The following is an 18,758-nucleotide window of genomic DNA, read 5'->3' as shown; positions in this document are numbered from 1 at the left end:
TCCATGCGACTGGGAGCCATTGATGTCGGATCCAACTCCGTCCACATGATCGTGGCCGACGTGAGCCGCGACGGTCACCTCGAAGTCGTCGACCGCGTCAAAGAGATGGTGCGTCTGGGCCGGCGCTCATTCACGACGGGACGCCTCACCACGGAATCGATGGACCTGGCGGTGCGCGCGCTGGTGAATTTCAAAAAACTGCTGCGGGTTCGCCGGGTCGATCGTTTGCGCGCCGTCGCGACCAGTGCGGTGCGCGAAGCGCGCAATCGTACCGAATTCATCCGCCGCATCAAGCGCGAGACAGGGCTGACGGTTGAAGTTATCTCCGGACTCGACGAGGCGCGCCTGATCTTCCAGGCCGCCCGTCATGCGCTGGGTCTCGACGGCGGACCTCATCTGCTCGTCGACGTTGGCGGTGGCAGCGTGGAACTGGTGCTGGTGCGCGACGGTAAGCCGCTGTGGATGCGCAGCGTGAAGCTTGGTGCGGTGCGCCTGGCCGAGCGCTTTCTCCTCGACGACCCGCCGACGCGGGCGCAATTGGCCAAGCTCGAAGCGCATCTCGAACGCGCGATCGGCCCGCTGATGCGCAAGGCCAAGCGCGCAGGCGTGGTCCGCGCGATCGGAACGTCAGGCACGATCAACACGCTCGTCGCGATGGCGCGATCCTCGCGCGGCGAAGAGCTGGGCCGCCTGCATGGCGCGACGGCCTCGGCCGGCGAGATTTCCGATTTGTCGCGCGACCTCGTCGAGGCCAACGCCGCGCTCCGCGTCGATCTCCCCGGCATGGATGCCAAGCGCGTTGACCTGATGCCCGCCGCTGCCACGCTCGTGAACTTCATTTTGAAAAAATCCGGCTCGCCCGAACTTGTCGCATGCACCTGGGCGCTGCGCGAGGGCGTGCTACTGGGCCTCGCGCACAAGATCGATTCGCGCTCCGCCGCCGACGCCCGACGCCGCTCGGTCGGCGCCCTGGCCACTCGATTCGCCGGTAGTAACGAGCACGGCAAGCAGGTCGCGAAGCTTGCGCTGAAGCTGTTCGACGCGACCGCGCCCGTTTTGGGCCTGCCGAAGTCCTCGCGAGAACTCCTTGAATTCGCGGCTTTATTGCATGATGTGGGCCACGCGATTGATCATGACCGGCACAATCGCCATTCTTACTACCTGATTAAGAATGCGGAGTTGTTCGGCTTCGACACTGACGAAATCGAGGTCATCGCGCAGGCGGCTCGCGGGCATCGCAAGCAGGCCCCCAAGCTCGATTCGCCGGATTTGAAATCGCTCAGCCCCGCCAAGCGCCGTGTCGTAAGGGGCCTCGCCGCGATTTTGCGTGTCGCTGACGCGCTGGATCGAAGCCACTTCGGTGTGGTTAAGAATATCGAGGTCAGGTACTCTCCGGGCCGTGTGATCGTCGGAGTCGATTCGAAGCGCGAAAAGGCCGACCTCGAACTGTGGACATGCGAGAGAAGAACAGACCTGTTATCGAGACTGCTGGATCGGCAGGTGGTACTGCAGCGCTAGAGCTGCCGGCCGCCGCACCTTCACCCTCGCCCAACGGTCACGTTACTCCATCCTCGATCGGCGCCAAGTCCGCGACACGCGCCGCACCCAAGACCCTGCTCGAAACTCCGCATCCCTATAAGGGACGTTTGATCTGTGTCGAGGGAATCGACGGCTCGGGCAAATCGACGCAACTGCTGCTACTCGAGCGATGGCTCCGCGCGCGCGGCTACCCCGTGCATTTCACCGAGTGGAATTCGTCGCGGCTGGTGCGGCGCTCGATGCAACGTGGCAAGAAAAAGAATCTGCTCACGCCGACGACATTCTCGCTGCTGCACGCAGTGGACTTCGCCGATCGGCTGACCTATCAGATCCTGCCGCCGCTGAAGGCCGGCATGATCGTGCTCGCCGATCGTTACGTGTACACCGCCTTCGCGCGTGACGTCGCCCGCGGCGTGCATCCGGATTGGGTCCGCTCGGTTTACAGCCCCGCGCTGCGCCCCGATTTGACGCTCTACTTCCGCGTGCCGATCGACATCTCGCTCGAACGCCTGCTGTCGGGACGCGCCAAGCTCAAGTACCACGAGGCCGGCATGGATGTCGGTCTGTCGGCCGATCCGGTCGAGAGCTTCCGCATGTTCCAGAGCCGCGTGCTCGAAATTTACGACCAACTGACGACCGAGTTCGGGATGCGTCCTATCGACGCAACCGCCGAGATCCCAAATCAGCAGCGGGTCGTGCGCACGATGGTCCAGGAAATTCTTCGCGACTACGACCTCAATCGAGCGAACGGAAAAAATGGCGCCGCATCGCAGCCACGCTAAGGCATGGTACGGGCACGGACTGCCGTACATCGCGAAAAAGCGACTGCCCGGCCATTTGATCGCGATCGAGGGTACCGACGGTGTCGGCCGCTCCGCGCAAATCGAGCTGCTGCGCCCGTGGCTCGAACTCGAAGGCTACGCCGTCAGCAACACCGGATGGACACGCTCGCCGCTGCTATCCGAGACCATCAACGAGGCCAAGGCCGGACATCAGCTCACGGTCACGACCTTCTCGCTGCTCTACGCCGCGGATTTTGCCGATCGCCTCGAGCACGAAATCCTGCCGGCGCTGCAGGCAGGCTTCATCGTGATCGCCGATCGCTACATGTACACCGCGTTCGCGCGCAACTCCGTGATGGGGGCCGACCCGGATTGGACGCGCGAGGTGTTCGGCATGGCGCTCGTGCCCGACCTCGTCCTCTACCTCGACATCGACGTCGAGTCACTCATACCGCGCGTCATCATGGGCAAGGGGATGGACTACTGGGAATCCGGGATGCATCTCGCGCTCGGCACCGACCTGTTTGATTCGTTCGAGCGCTACCAGAGCCGCCTTATAGACGAGTACCGGCGCCTGTCCAGCGAGTTCGGCTTCGTCTCCGTCGATGCGCGCCTTCCGATCGAGGAGCTCCAGGGCGAGCTTCGCAAGCACATCGCGGAATATTTGTCCGGCGCCAACGGCAAGCCGCGTCCCGAGTCCGGCGACAACGGCGTATCGCGCAAGGAATAGCACGGTGGTAGATGAGTCGCGCTCCGATGCGCCGCCGCGCAGGGTTGCGTTTTTCCCCGGAGAGACAGTCGCAGACGCTGCGCGCAAGGCGATCACGTTCGGCGCGGAATCGCTGTTGCGGCATCAAAATGCGGCGGAGTCAGGCGAGGCAGAGCCGCTGCATCAACTCCGCGTCGCCACCCGGCGTCTGCGCGCTACGATCGATTTGTTCTCAACCGTCATCTACGCCGCGCAGCTCAAGATCTACCGGCGCGACATTCCATGGCTCGGCGCCCAGGCCGGAGAAGTGCGCGAATGCGACGTGACGTCGGAATTGATTACGGCGCGCGCCGCGAAAATCGATCTCGATCTGAAGGATGCGATCGCTCCGATAATCGTGGCGCTCGGCGAACGGCGCAAATCCGAATTCGCGAAGCTGTGCGAGCTGCTCGAGTCGAAACGCTATCGCAGCCTGCTTTCGAAACTATTGCATCCGGCCATCAAGAAAGTCGGCGCCGACCGCAGGCTCGGGCTTGTCGCCGCGCAATTGATCAGGCCCGCGACGCGCGGCGCATCGCGTTTTGGAAAAAGACTTGCTGACGATGCTCCGGCGCTCGTCTTCCACAAGCTCCGCGTTCGTCTCAAGCGGCTGCGCTATGAGCTCGAGATGATGGCGCCGCTCGGCGCCAAGCGGCATAAGAAAACCCTGGCGCGGCTTGAGGAGCTGCAGGAAACGCTGGGACTCTATCACGACGTCACGGTGGCGGCTGCCTGGCTCTTGTCGTATGCGGAGACATCCGGCGCGCCGCCCAGAACGATAGTCGCCGCCGGCGCCTTGATTCAGTCGCTCGGCAGCCGCGAGAATAAATTGCGGCGCCGATGCATGAAAGCGTGGCGGCGATTCGAGCGTTCCGACGCGATGCGCGATACGCTGGAGGAAATGCGTCAAGCCGGCAGGCTGAACCTGATGGCCGTCACTAGCTCGGCCGCAGCAGATGCGAGAGAATCCGTGCCGCTGGATCAATCGCGCATTGAGACCGAACACCCGCCCTCCAATAACAATTCGATGAACTCGCACTCCGCCACGGAAACAATCGCATGAGGCTATATATTCTGCGTCACGCCACCGCCGAAGAGGCTGCCTCGAGCGGCGACGACGGCGCCCGCAAGCTCACGGAACGCTCGAAGGAAAAAATGCGCGGAGCCGCCGCGGGCCTGCGCGCCATGGGTCTGAAATTCAATGTGATCCTGACCAGTCCACTCGCACGTGCCGCCGAAACTGCTGAGATCGTCTCGGCCGCCTACGAGAATACGCCGCCGCCACAGGTCCTCCCCGCACTCGCGACCGGCGTGCCCGCCGCCGACGCGGTGACCGCGTTGCGCGCATTTTCAAAGCATGAAGACGTGATGATCGTAGGCCACGAGCCGCAACTAAGCGCGGTCGCATCGATCCTGCTAACCGGCGCCGGCGACGTAGCTCATTTCAAGCTGAAAACCGGCAGCTGTATCGCGATCGACCTGCCGGCCCGTTTCGAACGCGGCGGCGGAGAGCTGCGCTGGATGCTAACCCACCGCCAACTCCGCACGATGCGCAAATAGCGGCGCGCTCATTCCCACACCACCTTCACTGGTACCTTTTCCGGTTCGACTCCCTGCTTGCCGATCGCGCTCTGCGGGAACTTGTCGGCGATCCAGATTTTCCCCGGCGTCAGCGCCGTCACGAGTCCCGACGGCCGGACCTGATCGCGGATATGAATCGCGCATGCCCATTGCGCGGGCTCGCCGTTAACCGGCGACAACGTCCCGGTCATCGCCTCGCAGATCGAATTGTCCGCCAACCGAAATACCCAGGGTTCCGCTTTCCGATCGGGTCGGGAGGACCTGGGCAAAGGCTTCGTCAGCTTCAAAACAAAGCCGTCGGTCTTAAGCGCCGGGTCAGCATCGCAAACAAGCTCATCATGATTCGCCGGCACGGTGAAACATGGATCGCTGATCGCGTTGCCCACGGTGCATCGCCATGCCCCAGATCGAGTAACAGCGATCGATTCAGTCCAGCACGAACCCTCGCGCACATCGCCGCTGGGAACCGCCGGCATGAACCGAATCACGCTGGTCTGCGCCACGATCAAAGGACTAACCGGCACCTGCGCCCCAACCTCCGCAGGGAAGAAAGTCATCATGAAGGCCAGCGATGTTATGACGATCAGTCGCATTTTAATTCTCCTGTCAGAAAATGGGCAGCTTGATTCCCGCCGTAACCATCGCGCCGCTCGCAACGCCCATCAGCGCCTCGCCCGCCACCAGACCGGCCGCGAGCAGAATACCGGGTCCGGTCTCGGCCTCATCTTTGGAGCCAAAAGACGAATGCGCGAGCGCGCCGATAAAAATCGCGACGCTGAGTCCGAACGGAAGATACAGACCGATAGCGGCCGGCATGATCGGCGTGCGCCATTTCGATCCGCTCCTTTCCAGGTAGCGATCGGTGAATCCAAGAATCGCCGCGAGCGCCGCGCCGATTGCAATCGTACCGAGCGGCAACCCGCCGTGGAAAACTCCCTGCGTCACCTTCGCCATCAGAAACGCCTGCGGAGCGGCCAGCGCACCCGCGCGCGCGGTCGCAGTGCCCGCGATCCCGTAGCCGGCGATTAGCAGGTTCAGAATCGGCGCCATCAGAAATGACGAAGCGATCGCGCCGACCAGCACTCCTATCTCCAGCGAGCGCGGCGTCGCGCCGACATGAAAGCCGGTCGCGAGGTCGTGCGTCGAGTCCCCCGCCATCGCGGCCGCCGTGCATACGATCGCACCGGAAAGAATCGCCAGTTGCGGTCCCACGCTCTGCGACACGCCGACTAATTTCAGAAACAGCGCGACGGCAAGCAATACGATGACCGTGACACCCGAGACCGGATTGTTCGACGCGCCGACGATCCCGGTCAGGTAGCCGGCGATAGCCGTCGCGAAAAAACAGATCAGCGTCAGCAGAACTGCGAGTGCCGCACTGAGCGCGACACTTCCGCTCAGCCCGAGGCAGATGGCGAAGATTACGGGAACGCAGAGCGCCACCGCGGTCAGCACTGCGCGCGCGGAAAGATCGGTGTCCTCGCGCGCCGTTGCGACCGATTGCGTCGAGCGCACGACGCGGATGCTGTCGGCGATTGCGGATGCGATGCGTGTGCGCAACTTCCAGAGCGTCACGATTCCGCCGGTGAGCATCGCGCCAACGCCGAGATAGCGCACCTGTCCGCTCCAAAGTTGCTGCGCGGCCGTCGCGGCGTCGCGGGTTCCGCCAGCGTGAAACGCAGTGAGGAAGGGAATCGCAACCAGCCACGCGAACGCGCCGCCCGCGAACACCAGCGCCGCGATCCTGATTCCTATGATGTAGCCGACGCCGAGCAGCGCCGCGGATATATCGAGCGACCCTGCTATCGCCGCGCTGCCGACCCATCGCGCGCCCGAGACCGCACCGGGAATAATTCCCGCGACGTCCTGGAGCGCTTTGAGAGCCGCCGAGATCAACCCGCCGACTACGAGCGGCCGAACGTTTGCCTGCGCGTCACCGGCGCGAAGCACCTGCGCGCACGCGACTCCCTCGGGAAAGGGCAGGCGTTCTTCGACGATGTACGCGCGGCGCAGGAACACGACCAGCAGTGCGCCCATCGTCGCGCCCACGACGCATAGCGCCGTCACCTCGACGTACGGCAGCGTTCTGACACCGCCAAGAATCACCAGTGCCGGGAACGTGAAGATAGCGCCGGCGGCGACCGCCTCGCCCGCTGACGCGATCGTTTGCACCACGTTGTTCTCGAGAATAGTCGAGCCGCCAAGAATCCGCAGAATCGCCATCGAGATGACGGCGGCCGGGATGCTCGCGGACACGGTCAGGCCCGCATACAAACCGAGATACGCATTGGCCGCACCGAGGATCAGCGCCAGCGCGATGCCAAGCGCAATACTTCGGGGAGTCAGCTCGCGAATCGGCGCAGGAATTGGAGTCGGAATGTCGCGCTGCACGCCGACACTATATGTCATCGAGTGGCGGTGAGCGCGAGAGAAGCCTTAGCTGTTTTTCGACTCGTCGAGCTTCGGGTAGTCCACCGGCTTGCCAGCCTGCTTCCAACCCTGGATGCCGTCGCTCATCACACTCACGTCGGTGTAACCCGCTGCTACCGCCCGCCGGGCGGCTTCATGCGACGCCGTTCAATGCAGGTCAGCGCAGTAGAAGACGAGCTTCGCGCTTTTGTTGGGAGGCAGCTCTTTCGCGACATCATACTTGTCGTCGCTGGTGAGGAGATGCGCGCCCGGAATTACGCCGGCGGTCGAACGCAGGCCCCATCCGTTCGCGTCATAGATGTTGACGCGCGAGTTCGGGTCGGCCATCAGCGAAGCGAGTTTATCGACGCGGATGACGGCGAACTTGTCCGGCTCTTTTGGTTTGTTGTTGAGCAGCGAGCCTAGGTCAGACGCGAATGCGGACGCAGCGGACAAAAGGATCGCACCGACAATCACAGGTACAACCGTGCGGCGCGTGCGGAAGTGCGTAGTCATGTATTCAGGCTACCAGACACTGGCGCGGAAGACACGAATCCCGAGATGTCGCGGAGGATCTCTCCGCGTTCGATCGGCACACATTCGGTGGGGAACTCGTGCGTGATGCGATGGCCCGCGTCAACGAGCGCGCCGATGAAGCGATCGAGATGGCTCATCGCGCGCGGCAGGATGTCGTGCATCACCACCAGCGTATGCTCGCGCGTCGAGGCGTCGAGAAGCGCGCGATCGACCCACGCGTCCTGATCGATCCAATCCTCGGGCACGCAATTCCACAGCACGCAGGTGTAGCGGTTGGCGACCAGGTGATCGACGGCGGCTCGGCTCAGCAGATGCGGCCCGATCTTGCCGCCGCCGCCAAAAGGGCGAAACAGTTTGGGACTCTCGGCCAGCGCGCCGATCAAATTCTCGGTCTTCGCGATCTCCGAATCGACGGCGTCAGCCGCCGGGTCGTCGCCCAGCGGAATGCGATGCGTGAACGAATGATTGCCGATTCGATGTCCCTCGGCCGCCGCTCGCTGCGCCAGCCTCATCCTATCCGCCGACGCGAGATTCGTTCCGAGCACGAAGAACGACGCCTTCACTCCGCGGCGCGCGAGCACGTCTAGCACAATCGGCGTCACCGCAGGATCGGGGCCGTTATCGAACGAAAGCGCAACCTGACCCATGAGGTTTCTATTCTTTGGCCGCCGTGAACCTGAACGAATCGCCGCTCTTCGAGATCTTCCCGGCCGAAGGGGTCGCGAAATGTGTCCCGAAGACGACGACGTTGGTGTCCGCGTATTTCTCGCAGAACGCGCGCCGCGTCTTCTTCGCCATCGCGAGGTCGGAGTCGAAACTATCGTCCCAATCAGGATATTTGCATTGAATCGGGTGATGCATCAGGTCGCCGGTTATGACGGCTTCCTGACCCTTCGACGAAATCCTCACACTGTGATGACCCGGGGTGTGGCCGGGCGTCGGCTCGAGCCATACCTCGTCGGTGACGCGGAAATTCGAGTCGATCAAGTCGGCCATCCCGATTTCGACGACCGGACGCACCGAATCTTCGACCGGATCGCGCGCGTCCTTGCCGTCAAAGTGCGACCAGTAATCCCATTCGGTGCCGCCGATCAGGTACCGCGCGTTGGGGAATGTCGGCACCCACTTGCCGTCCTTGAGCATCGTGTTCCAGCCCACGTGGTCGACGTGCAGATGCGTGCAGATGACGCGATCGATGTTGTCGCGCGTGTGACCGGCCTTTTCGAGGTCGCTCAGGAACGGCAGCTTCAGATTGCTCCATGCCGGGTTGGAACGAACCTTCTCATTGCCGATGCAGGTGTCGACGATGATGCGCTTGCCCTGCGACTCGATCACCAGCGCGTGGATGCTCATGCGGAGCTTGCCCTTCTCGTCCGAGAAAGTTGGATAGAGCCAGTCGGCTTCCTTCTTGACGTTGTCGCCGGTGGCGTCCGGCAGGAGCCAGGTGCCGGGCCATGGCGCCTCGCTCTCGATAATCCGGGTTATCTTGACGTCGCCGACTTTGAACTGGTTCATCACGATCCTCCTGCGTCACGCCAACTTAGCCCGAACTTCGAAGATTCGCCAAGCGTGAATGTTCGGTACGAAGTGAGGTATAGCTACTCGCGTACGAACGCACCCAACGGAGGAAATCGAGATGGCAAAAATTCGCGGCGAAGGCCCGCAGAAGGATATCGACGAGATCGTGCGGCTGCACAATCTATGGGTGAAGGCAAATCGCACGGGGAGCATCCCGATGATGCGCGACGCGTTCGTCGGTGGCGACAAGTTCTTCGGATGGAACCTCAACGGCTTTGCCTACGACGGGATCGAAGAGTGGGCGACGCTGTGGGAGTGGCTGGCCAAGTCGAAAGCGAGCGCGACGCTGGGCGAGGATGAAGACCTGCGCGTGCGGGTCCGCGGCGACGTGGGCTGGCTCTCGAGTAAGGCCGATTTCACAATCACGCTCGCAGATGGCAAGCCGCTGCCGGGCAGCGGCAAGTTCCGCAGCACCGAGGTGTACGTGCGCGAGGACGACAAGGGCAAGCCGGTCTGGAAGATGTGGCATTGCCACTTTTCGTGGTGCTCGCAAGGTCCGCGAATGGCTTTCGAGAACGAGGGATAGAGCGATGGTCAAAGTTCGTGAATTCGGCGTCGGTTTCGAAAGCCCGCACCCGCGCGAGTTTGTCGCGCACGCCAAGCGCGCCGAAGAACTAGGCTTCGGGACGTTGTGGGTGCCCGAGGATCCGTTCTACCGCGGCGCGTTCACGCTCGGCTCGGCGGTCGCGTGCGGCACCTCGAAGATCAAGATTGGACTCGGCGTCGTGAATCCATACTTACGGCATCCCGCGTTGACCGCGATGGAATTCGCCGCGCTCGACGAAGTCTCGGACGGACGCGCAATCCTTGGAATCGGCGCGGGACTCAAAGACTGGATCGAGGGCCGGCTGAAAATTCCGTACACAAAGCCGACCATGGCGATGCGCGAGAGTATCGAGATCATCCGGCGAGTCTTTCGTGGTGAAGAGGTCACATACTCTGGAAAGGTGTTTCAGACCGAGCGAATCAAGCTGAGCTTCAAACCGGTGCGCGCCGAGATTCCGATTCATCTCGGCGTGATCGGCCCGAAGAATTGCGAGCTAACGGGCGAGGTGGCCGACGGATTGCTGCTAAGCGTGATGTCGTCGCCGGCGTACGTGAAGTTTGCGATGGAGCATGTGCGGCGCGGGCTCGCCAAGTCGGGGCGTGACGCGCGCGATTTCCCGGTCGGCGCGTATATCCTGTCGTCGATCTCGGAGGACGAGCGCGCCGCGCGCGACCGCCTGCGTCCGCTCGTCGCGTTTTTTATCTCGCTGATGGCGCCGCAGCCGAATACGCCGATCTTCGCGGCGGCGGGATTGCCGGCCGACACGATTCGCGCGTTCGGCGCGAGTTTCGCGCGAGGGAAAGTGCCGGTGGACATGGTGACTGACGAGATGCTGGATACCTTTACGATCGCGGGCAGCCCCGCGCGTTGCCGTGAGAATCTGGCACGCCTGCTCGAAGCAGGGATGACGGCGCCGGTCTTCTTCGAGGTGCCGGGCGTACCGCCGCAGCAGACGATGGACGATGCGCATAAGCACCTGATTCCTTATTTCACGTGAGTGATCGAACGACGAGGACTCGACGATGTCATTCGAAGTTCCAAGCGCAGAAGAACTGAGGAGAATCGCGCGCGCCAATCATATCGAGCTGACGGCCGAAGAACTCGCGGCGTTGGAAAGCATGATGCCCGCGCAGATGGCGATCCTCGAGCAGATCGATGCGATCACTGTGGCGCCGCAGGAATCGCTCACGCGTTATCGCGAGCGCAAGGCCGGCGTGCGCCCGTCGCCCAAGGACGATCCGCTGAACGCGATCGTCACGCGATGCAGCGTCAAGGGCGCTGCCCGCGGTCCGCTCAAGGGCAAGCGCGTGGGAGTGAAGGACAGCGTGTGCGTGGCTGGAATTCCGGCGAGCGGCGGGTCGTCGGTGCTAAAGGGCCACGTGGCCGCGAGCGACGCGACGATCGTTGCGCGGATGCTCGACGCGGGCGCGGAAATCGTAGCGACGCTGAACATGGATGACTTCGCGCTGTCGGGCGACGGCCGCACCAGCTTTTACGGACCGGCGCGCAATCCGCACGATCCTGAGTACTGCGCGGGCGGTTCGTCGTGCGGCTCGGCGGCGGCGCTCTATTATGACGATATCGACCTGACTATTGGCACCGACCAGGGTGGTTCGATCAGAATTCCCGCGTCGTGGTCGGGCGTAGTTGGCATCAAGCCGACCTACGGCCTCGTCCCATACACGGGAGTGATGAGTATCGACCCGACACTCGATCACGTCGGGCCGATGGCTAACAGCGTGAGCGACGTTGCTCTGCTGCTCGAAGTGATCGCCGGCAAGGATCCGCTTGATCCGCGCCAGCGCGAAGTCACCACAGCGCCGTATCGCGAGGCGCTCGGCAAGTCGCTCGATGGAACCAAGCTGGGAGTCGTGCGCGAGGGCTTTGCGCAAGCGGGAGCCGAGGCCGACGTGAACGCCGCGGTGAATCGCGCGGTCGCGGCGCTCGGTAAAATCGGCGCGCGGGCAACTGAGATTTCAATTCCGGCGCATCGCGACGCGTCCGACCTGATCTACGCGATAGTACCGGAGGGGATGGCGATGCTCGCGCGGACCAATTTGCAAGGAACGCATCATACGGGCGCGTACATGCCGGAACTCGCCACGCATTTCGGACAGCACTTTCCGGAACGGGCGAACAATCTCGCGCTGACGGTCAAGTTCATGCTGGTGTACGGCGACCTCATGCGCGAGCGCTATCACGGAAAGTACTATGCAAAGGTGCAGAGCTATCGTCCGGTGCTGACGGCAAAATACGACGCGGCGCTCGAGGAGTACGACGCGCTCGTGATGCCGTCGACACCGATGAAGGCGCGTCGCCTTGACGCGCAGGCGCCCTACTCGATGATCACCAATACGGCGCCGTTCGATATCACGGGGCATCCGGCGGTAAGCGTGCCGTGTGCGAAATCCAACGGGCTTCCGGTCGGGTTGATGATCGTCGGGCGGCATTTTGACGATTCGACGCCGCTGAAGATTGCGTATGCGTACGAGCAGAACGTCGATTGGCGGCGGGGGTGAGAGGGGGAAGCGTAAACCACTTGATTGAATGCGAAAAACCCGCCGCGGGTTTCGCGTCCATTCGCTGCGATCAGGATAACTGCGGCAGGCTGCAGTGCGCTTGACACATCTGGTTGCCAAGCGGCAGGCTCGATCGGAGATGGAATCCGGCGCCATTTGCCGAGCCGGAAGATTTGATGATATCCAGATTTCATAGGAGCGGCAGGACAGCGGCACGCGCTGTAGCGATGTTCGGCGCGGCGCTGCTGCTCATCTCGCAGATTGTTGGCGCCGCTCATTTTCATGAGGGCGCGGCTTCTCGCGACGGTGTCTCGGCCGCGCAGCTCAGCGCCGACCCTGGATTCTGTCCCGTTTGTCAGCTCGCATTGCATTCGCCCGGCTCGGTCACCGCGGCAACGACGGTTGCGCGGGGGCCGGCCATAGCCGGGACGATATCGCTCGTCGCGCCGATCCGCTCCGAGTCGCCGGTGTTTTCGGCCGCGCGCGTGCGCGCTCCGCCTGTCGCGCTCTAAATCCCCTTTCGAGACATCCGATTTCTTTGGTGCGCGCGATTGATTCGCGCGGCGCCGCTCGCGTCTGGAAGGCGCGGGAGGGGAGAGCTTGAGCGTTACCGGAGTTTGCGATGCGAAGTAGTTTATTTTCGCGGATCTCGCTTGGCGGGATCCTGTTTCAAGTGGCTATTCAACTGGCTATTTGCGCGCCGGCGGCTGCGGCTAATTTGAAGCCCTCGACGACCACGAAATATCGAGTCACCGGCGTGGTGAAGGACGCGCTCGGCAGACCGATCAAGCAGGCGGCGCTGGCGATCCAGGGCTCGAACGGGCGCGTCGTCGCTCATGCTTCGAGCAACGATGCCGGTGAGTTTTCCTTCAACCTGCTGCGACGCGGCGTCTACGCCGTCGTGGCGACCAAAGATGGATTCAAGACGGTGACCGCGATCGTGACGGTCTCGGCCAGGGGCGCCGCGCCGGTGGTGGTTGCGATGGAAGCGGAAAAGTCGGTCAGCCTGGCCGTGGCGGCGAAGCGGCTGAACAAATCGCGCAACTCCTTGTCGCCGGACACCGGCGGCAGCAAATACACCTTCACCGCGCAGGCGATCCAGCAATTGCCCCAAGGCTCGAACACGTCATTGAACCAGGTGATTCTGCAGGCGCCGGGCGTCGCGCAGGATTCGTACGGACAGATCCACGTGCGCGGAGACCACGCCGATCTGCAGTACCGGATCAACGGTATCCAGTTGCCGGAGGGCATCACGGGCTTCGGGCAGGCGCTCAGTCCGCGGTTCGCCCAATCGATCAGCCTGCTGACGGGCGCGTTGCCGGCGCAGTACGGGCTCCGCACCGCCGGCATCGTCGATATCAAGACCAAGGACGGTTTGCTCGACAACCTGGCCGACGTCGATTTCTACGGCGGGCAGCGCGGGACCACCCAGCCGAGCTTCGAGTACGGCGGCTCGAAGGGCAACTTCAGCTACTTCATGACGGGGCAATACCTGGGCACCGATCGGGGACTCGAGCCCCCGACTTCGGGGCCGACGGCGATTCACGATACGAGCAATCAGGGCTCGGGCTTCGGCTACTTTGAGTACCTGATAAGTCCCACGACGCGGCTGAGTCTGATCACGGGAAGCGCGATCAATCATTTTCAGATTCCCGCGAATCCGAATCAGCCGCAGGTCTTCGCGCTGCAAGGAGTGCCGGTCTATCCGTCGGCGAAAGTGCGCGATAACCAGTTCGAGCAGAATTACTTCAACGTGCTGGCGTTGCAGGGAACAGTTGGATCGAATTTCGATTATCAGATCGCGCCGTTCAGCCGTTACTCGACCGTCACCTTCGATCCCGACCACACCGGCGATCTGATCTATAACGGCGCCGCGTCGAGAGTTTTCCGTAGCGACTGGGGCAACGGCTTTCAGCTCGATACCGCGTATCACGGACTGACTAATCATACGTTTCGGCTGGGCGGATATTTCGACGCAGAGCGCGCCGAGATCGACAATCATGAGTCGGCGTTTCCCGCGGTCGGTGGCGTCCAATCGTCACCTGTCCCCACCTCGATAACTGACAACCTCGCGCTGCAGTCCTGGATCTACAGCGGCTACCTGCAAGACGAACGGAAGATGACCGAGAAACTGACTATCAACTACGGCGTCCGCTTCGACCTCTACGACGGCCTCGTGCGGGCGGACCAGGCCAGCCCGCGTATCGCGGCGGAGTACAAGCTGTTCAAGGGCACGACTCTCCACGCGGGTTACGCGCGCCAATTCACGCCGCCGCCGACCGAGCTGGTGTCGACCACCTCGATCGCCGCCTTCGAGCACACCACCGGCGCGCCCGCATCCAAAGGCAACAGCACGCCGACGGTCGAGCGCGACCATCTGTTTGATGCGGGAGTGACCCAGGACATACTTCCCGGCCTGAACGTCGGCATCGACTCCTATTATAAGAAGGCGTCCGATCTGATCGACGAAGGGCAGTTCGGACCGGCGCTTATCTTCGAGACCTTCAACTACAACAAGGGACGCGTTTGGGGAGTCGAGTTCACGAGTTCATACACTCACGAGAGTTTTTACGCCTACGACAACTTCGCCTACAGCGTTGCGCAGGGGACGCAGGTGGTGTCGGGGCAGTTCAACTTCACGCCGGCGGAGCTCAGCTACATCAGCAGTCATTACGTGTTTCTGGATCACGACCAGACGTTCACTAATTCCTCCGGCGCCGTTTACAACTGGCGCGGATGGATGTTCAGCGTCGATGCAATATACGGCAGCGGTTTGAGAAGCGGCTTCGCGAATACCGGAAACTTGCCATTCTATATCCAGGTGGACGCGGGCATCACCAGGCGCCTACCGCTGCCCAACAATGGCGGCGCGCTCGAATTTCGCACCGCGATCGTGAATCTCGCCGATCACACGTACCTGGTCCGAAATGGCACCGGTATCGGAGTGTTTGCCGACCAATACGGCCCGCGCCGGGCGTTATACGGCGGGATAAAATGGGAACTACCGTTCACAAAGTCCGCGAGCGCGCAGACGCCATGAAACGCAACTCGCGCATCAGGCGTCAGATCGTTAGGAGAACCGAGTAATGCAGGAACTATCAGTAGCGTGGAACGCAATAAAGTTCGGCGGCGCGATGGTCTATCCGCTGCTGGTGCTCGGCGTGCTTGCAATCGCAATCATCATCGACCGGTCCGTGCTCTATACACGATGCCTGCGGATGCCCGGGGCGCTCGCGGACCTGGTCGAGACGTTCGGCTTTTCGTGGACGGAGCTCGAGAAGCAGTTGAAGGAGCTCGGACCGCGCAACGCCTACGGGCGCTTCCTGCAAGTGATCGCTGATAATCGCCACCAGCCCGCGTGGTGGGTGGAATCGCGAGCCGGCGACGAGGCGGGGCGGATCGAAAAGACGCTCGCGCGTGGACTGTGGGTGCTCGAGACGGTCGTGACCGCGGCACCACTGCTCGGACTGCTCGGCACTATCACGGGCATGATGCAGTCGTTCAACGTCATCGGAGCGTCAACGCTGGTCGCGCCGACGCAGGTGACGGCGGGCGTCGCGCAGGCGCTGATCGCCACGGCGCTCGGCCTGCTGATCGCGGTGCTCGCGCTGTTCGCCTTCAACCTGTTCTCGCGGATGCAATCCCAGGCGCTCGACACGATGGAGCGGCTGGGCTCGCGGCTGGTCGATCATATCCGGCTCGACCAGGAGGGCGGTGAAGCCGTGCCCGGCCCGCGGTCGGCGGCGATTGCGCGATGAAAATCCAGCGAGCGCGCAACTTTCGTCATGGCCGAATCGAGATCATCCCGATGATCGACGTGATGTTCTTTCTGCTGGTGACCTTCATGCTCGCGTCGCTCTCGATGCAGACCCTCAACTCGATCGCGGTCAATCTGCCCAAGGGCAACGCCGAATCGATGGAGCATCAGGAGCCGATCACGCTAACCGTCACGCACGACAGCAAAATTTTCATCGGCAAGACACCGACCACGCTCGATCAGCTGGCGTTCATCCTCAAGCCGATGCTCAAGACGAACGACCTCGGGGTCGTGGTGAACGCTGACACCGACGCACCCGAGGGAACGGTGGTTGAAGCGATGATCGAGGCGCGGCGCGCGGGCGTCGAGAAATTTCTGATTGCCGTGAAGCACTGACGGTGGCTGGAGCAGCTCAAATCTCGATGCGGCCGCCGGAGTTGGACGAGCCGGCGCGGCGCCTGCTGTGGATCATTCCGCTATCGATCGCGGTCTGGGCGATTCTGCTGAGCGTGTTTTCGCTCATCCTGACTCGCACGACGGTGCCGCATGAGGAGATACCGCCGATCGAGGCGCGGCTGGTCGAGGTACCAAAGGAAATCGGTGGGCTGCAGGGCAATGGCGGAGCGACTCATCCGGCGGTGCCGGCGATTCCTAAAGCCAAGCCGGTCGTCAAACCTCATCCTGCCGTTCACGAGAAGAAAGTCGCGCCACCGCCTGTGGTTCGCTCTCCCTACGGCATCGAGAAAAATACCGCAGCACCAGGCGTCGAGGAGAAGCCCGGAGCAAGCGCAGGAAGCACCTCGGAGAGCGAGAGCGGCAGTTCGGAAACGGGCGAAGGCGGGGGCGGAATCGGCACCGATACAGTAGGCGCGCGCGCGATTTACGCGCCGACGCCGGTGATACCCGACGACTTGCGCGAGGACGTGATGGAGACCGAGGCGGTCGCGCGTTTCAACGTGTCGTTCGACGGCGTCAGCGAGGTGACGCTGGAAAAGCCCACGTCTAATCCACGCCTCAACCAGGTGCTGCTCGACACCCTGAAGCAGTGGAAGTTTTTTCCGGCGGTGAAGAACGGCGTCGCGATCCCATCGTCGTTCGAAGTCCGAATCCCGATTTCCGTTCAGTAAATCCGGGCCTGAACTTTTCAACCTTATGCTCGCGACGCCGACCCGCTAGAATCATCCACCATGGACAACGCTCATCGAGCGCGTCCGGTCCGGCTCCCGAAATCACCCGACGATAGTCTCAGCGCGCCGCAGACGACTCTGTCGAACGCCGGCCTTCCGCGAAAAAATAATTTTGACGGAACGAAACTACGGATAGCGTATGCACAACCGCGAGACTACTACCGGTAGTAGAAGATGGCATTTTCTGCAAAATCACTTAATCACAATTTGAGCGAAATTCGTCGCAATTTTCCCGGAAAGTCGACCGAACTTGCTCGTTTCGAGGAGTATTCGCCCGCAGCGGCGGTGCGTAGTTCGACCCGAGCAAAATCAACCGGCGCAACAAAGGCGTTCGACCACTTTGGTGATCATCGCCGTGCCGCGTTCGAAGGCGTCGCGGCGCACGAACTCGTTTGGCTGATGCGCCTGCTCGAGATCGCCAGGGCCGCAGATGAGCGACGTAATTCCCGAACCGGTGAACCATCCGCCGTCGGTGGCATAGAGCGCGCCGCCGGAAGTTTTCGCCCCGGTCACATCGAAGAGCGCGGCTTCCAGAGCCGTCCCACGCGGCGAGTCGAGGGGCGGGACGACGTTCATCAGTGCGGTTTCAATTTTCGCGCGATGCTCGCGGCCGGCATAGTCGTGGCCGTCGAGCGCTTCGAGCCGGTGCCCGATCTCACGGTAAACGTCGAGCGGGTCGGCGTCGGGCAGCGTTCGATAGCTGATGCGCAGCTTGCATTCCTCGGCGATCATGTTGAGCGCGATTCCGCCGTGCACAGTTCCGAAATTAAGCACGTCGTGCGGCGCGTCGGGAAAAATCTCCGCATATTCGGCGGGGCGGCGCGCCGCGAGCTCCCGCTGATAGCGTCCGATCGTTTCGATGACACGGGCCATCACAGCGATCGCGTTGACTCCTCGCGCCGGTGCGCCGCTATGACCGCCGATGCCGCGGACGGTTACGCCGAACGACACGATGCTCTTGTGCGCATGCGATACGCCCCACGAGGTCGGCTCGCCGATCCACGCCAGCCCCGGGACTGGTGTCTCGCCAAGGATCTGCTTGAGAGCCGGTGCGACCAGATGAGCGCCCTGGCAGCCCACCTCCTCACTCGCAGTGAACACGAACACCAGCGGTCGCTTCAGACGCGCCGAATCGAGAGTGCGCGCCGCGTCCAGGCATTCCGCTATAAAGCCCTTCATGTCGGTGGTGCCGCGGCCGTAGATTCGCCCATCGACGACCTCGAGCTTGAGCGGATCGCGCTCCCATCCCGGCTGCCCGTCGAAGGGGACGACGTCCACGTGTCCGGAAATTATCAGGCCGTCGGCGCGCGGCGGTCCAACCCACGCGACCAGGTTGGCCTGCGAGACGCCGAACAGCTCGACCGGTTGAAGCGCGGTTTTGAATCCCTGCGGCGCGAGTTCCCCTGCGATGTATTCCATCGCGTCGCGATCGCTCTTTGCGCTGACGGTGTCGAACGCGACGAGCCGCCTCGCGACATCATACAAATAATCATTCATGGTGGCACCGGGGCAAAAAACAGTCAGAAGAATCGCATAATCGACACATCGATAACAAATCGACATCTTATAACATG

General features: G+C 62.4%; 19 protein-coding genes. 13 read left to right on the top strand and 6 right to left on the bottom strand.

Annotated elements, in window-relative coordinates:
- The first annotated feature begins 3 nt into the window (after positions 1-3).
- Genes VJX68_RS02770 through sixA form a run of 5 tightly spaced genes read left to right on the top strand, consistent with a single transcriptional unit; the run spans position 4 to position 4,629 of the window.
- The gene (locus VJX68_RS02770; RefSeq protein WP_324094118.1) at positions 4-1,518 is read left to right on the top strand and encodes a Ppx/GppA phosphatase family protein; all 1,515 of its coding nucleotides are present in this window, start codon (positions 4-6) and stop codon (positions 1,516-1,518) included.
- Positions 1,455-2,321 carry a dTMP kinase gene (locus tag VJX68_RS02765; RefSeq protein WP_324094117.1) on the top strand — a complete coding sequence of 289 codons (867 nt, stop codon included), beginning with the start codon at positions 1,455-1,457 and terminating at the stop codon, positions 2,319-2,321. Before VJX68_RS02770 ends, VJX68_RS02765 begins: the two co-directional genes overlap by 64 nt.
- Complete coding sequence (locus VJX68_RS02760; protein WP_324094116.1) at positions 2,296-3,051, top strand: dTMP kinase; 756 nt, start codon at positions 2,296-2,298, stop codon at positions 3,049-3,051. Before VJX68_RS02765 ends, VJX68_RS02760 begins: the two co-directional genes overlap by 26 nt.
- Positions 3,052-3,055: 4 nt before the next feature.
- Positions 3,056-4,132 (top strand): CHAD domain-containing protein, encoded by a 1,077-nt coding sequence (locus tag VJX68_RS02755; protein WP_324094115.1) that lies wholly within the window; start codon positions 3,056-3,058, stop codon positions 4,130-4,132.
- Positions 4,129-4,629, top strand: a complete 501-nt coding sequence (gene sixA / locus VJX68_RS02750) for a phosphohistidine phosphatase SixA (RefSeq protein ID WP_324094114.1) — start codon at positions 4,129-4,131, stop codon at positions 4,627-4,629. The genes VJX68_RS02755 and sixA overlap by 4 nt, the downstream gene beginning before the upstream one ends.
- 8 nt (positions 4,630-4,637) lie before the next feature.
- Here sixA and VJX68_RS02745 read toward each other — a convergent pair whose 3' ends face one another.
- The 5 genes from VJX68_RS02745 to VJX68_RS02725 all read right to left on the bottom strand — a co-directional run bounded on the left by VJX68_RS02745 (position 4,638) and on the right by VJX68_RS02725 (position 9,111).
- Positions 4,638-5,243, bottom strand: coding sequence for a hypothetical protein (locus tag VJX68_RS02745; RefSeq protein ID WP_324094113.1), 606 nt, complete (start codon positions 5,241-5,243; stop codon positions 4,638-4,640).
- Positions 5,244-5,256: 13 nt separating this feature from the next.
- A complete protein-coding gene (locus tag VJX68_RS02740; protein WP_324094112.1) occupies positions 5,257-7,059 on the bottom strand; it encodes an OPT family oligopeptide transporter in 1,803 nt (600 codons plus the stop codon).
- A gap of 168 nt (positions 7,060-7,227) precedes the next feature.
- Positions 7,228-7,575: a hypothetical protein gene (locus tag VJX68_RS02735; protein ID WP_324094111.1), complete on the bottom strand. Its 348-nt coding sequence runs from the start codon at positions 7,573-7,575 to the stop codon at positions 7,228-7,230.
- Complete coding sequence (locus VJX68_RS02730; protein ID WP_324094110.1) at positions 7,572-8,243, bottom strand: polysaccharide deacetylase family protein; 672 nt, start codon at positions 8,241-8,243, stop codon at positions 7,572-7,574. Before VJX68_RS02730 ends, VJX68_RS02735 begins: the two co-directional genes overlap by 4 nt.
- 7 nt (positions 8,244-8,250) lie before the next feature.
- A complete protein-coding gene (locus VJX68_RS02725; RefSeq protein WP_324094109.1) occupies positions 8,251-9,111 on the bottom strand; it encodes an MBL fold metallo-hydrolase in 861 nt (286 codons plus the stop codon).
- 121 nt (positions 9,112-9,232) lie between these two features.
- On the opposite strand from VJX68_RS02725, the gene VJX68_RS02720 reads away from it, so the two are divergent.
- The 8 genes from VJX68_RS02720 (at position 9,233) to VJX68_RS02685 (ending at position 17,124) form a co-directional block, all read left to right on the top strand.
- On the top strand, positions 9,233-9,700 hold the full coding sequence (locus VJX68_RS02720) for a YybH family protein (RefSeq protein ID WP_324094108.1): 468 nt from the start codon (positions 9,233-9,235) through the stop codon (positions 9,698-9,700).
- Between the two features lie 4 nt (positions 9,701-9,704).
- Positions 9,705-10,718, top strand: a complete 1,014-nt coding sequence (locus VJX68_RS02715) for an LLM class flavin-dependent oxidoreductase (RefSeq protein ID WP_324094107.1) — start codon at positions 9,705-9,707, stop codon at positions 10,716-10,718.
- A gap of 25 nt (positions 10,719-10,743) precedes the next feature.
- Complete coding sequence (locus VJX68_RS02710) at positions 10,744-12,240, top strand: amidase (RefSeq protein WP_324094106.1); 1,497 nt, start codon at positions 10,744-10,746, stop codon at positions 12,238-12,240.
- Between the two features lie 176 nt (positions 12,241-12,416).
- The gene (locus tag VJX68_RS02705; protein ID WP_324094105.1) at positions 12,417-12,752 is read left to right on the top strand and encodes a hypothetical protein; all 336 of its coding nucleotides are present in this window, start codon (positions 12,417-12,419) and stop codon (positions 12,750-12,752) included.
- Between the two features lie 161 nt (positions 12,753-12,913).
- Entirely contained in the window at positions 12,914-15,280 is a 2,367-nt protein-coding gene (locus tag VJX68_RS02700) for a TonB-dependent receptor (protein ID WP_324094104.1), read from the top strand.
- A 46-nt stretch (positions 15,281-15,326) separates the two neighbouring features.
- Positions 15,327-15,998 (top strand): MotA/TolQ/ExbB proton channel family protein, encoded by a 672-nt coding sequence (locus tag VJX68_RS02695; RefSeq protein ID WP_324094103.1) that lies wholly within the window; start codon positions 15,327-15,329, stop codon positions 15,996-15,998.
- Positions 15,995-16,393, top strand: coding sequence for an ExbD/TolR family protein (locus VJX68_RS02690; protein WP_324094102.1), 399 nt, complete (start codon positions 15,995-15,997; stop codon positions 16,391-16,393). The genes VJX68_RS02695 and VJX68_RS02690 overlap by 4 nt, the downstream gene beginning before the upstream one ends.
- A gap of 2 nt (positions 16,394-16,395) precedes the next feature.
- Positions 16,396-17,124 carry an energy transducer TonB gene (locus VJX68_RS02685; RefSeq protein WP_324094101.1) on the top strand — a complete coding sequence of 243 codons (729 nt, stop codon included), beginning with the start codon at positions 16,396-16,398 and terminating at the stop codon, positions 17,122-17,124.
- A gap of 369 nt (positions 17,125-17,493) precedes the next feature.
- Here the strand turns inward: VJX68_RS02685 and argE are convergent, their stop codons facing one another.
- A complete protein-coding gene (argE, locus tag VJX68_RS02680; RefSeq protein ID WP_324094100.1) occupies positions 17,494-18,681 on the bottom strand; it encodes an acetylornithine deacetylase in 1,188 nt (395 codons plus the stop codon).
- Positions 18,682-18,758 lie beyond the last annotated feature (77 nt).

The organism is Binatus sp. (SeqCode) (genome assembly GCF_035272065.1).
Taxonomy (GTDB): Bacteria; Desulfobacterota; Binatia; order Binatales; family Binataceae; genus Binatus.
This window is presented reverse-complemented; position numbering and strand designations above follow the sequence as displayed.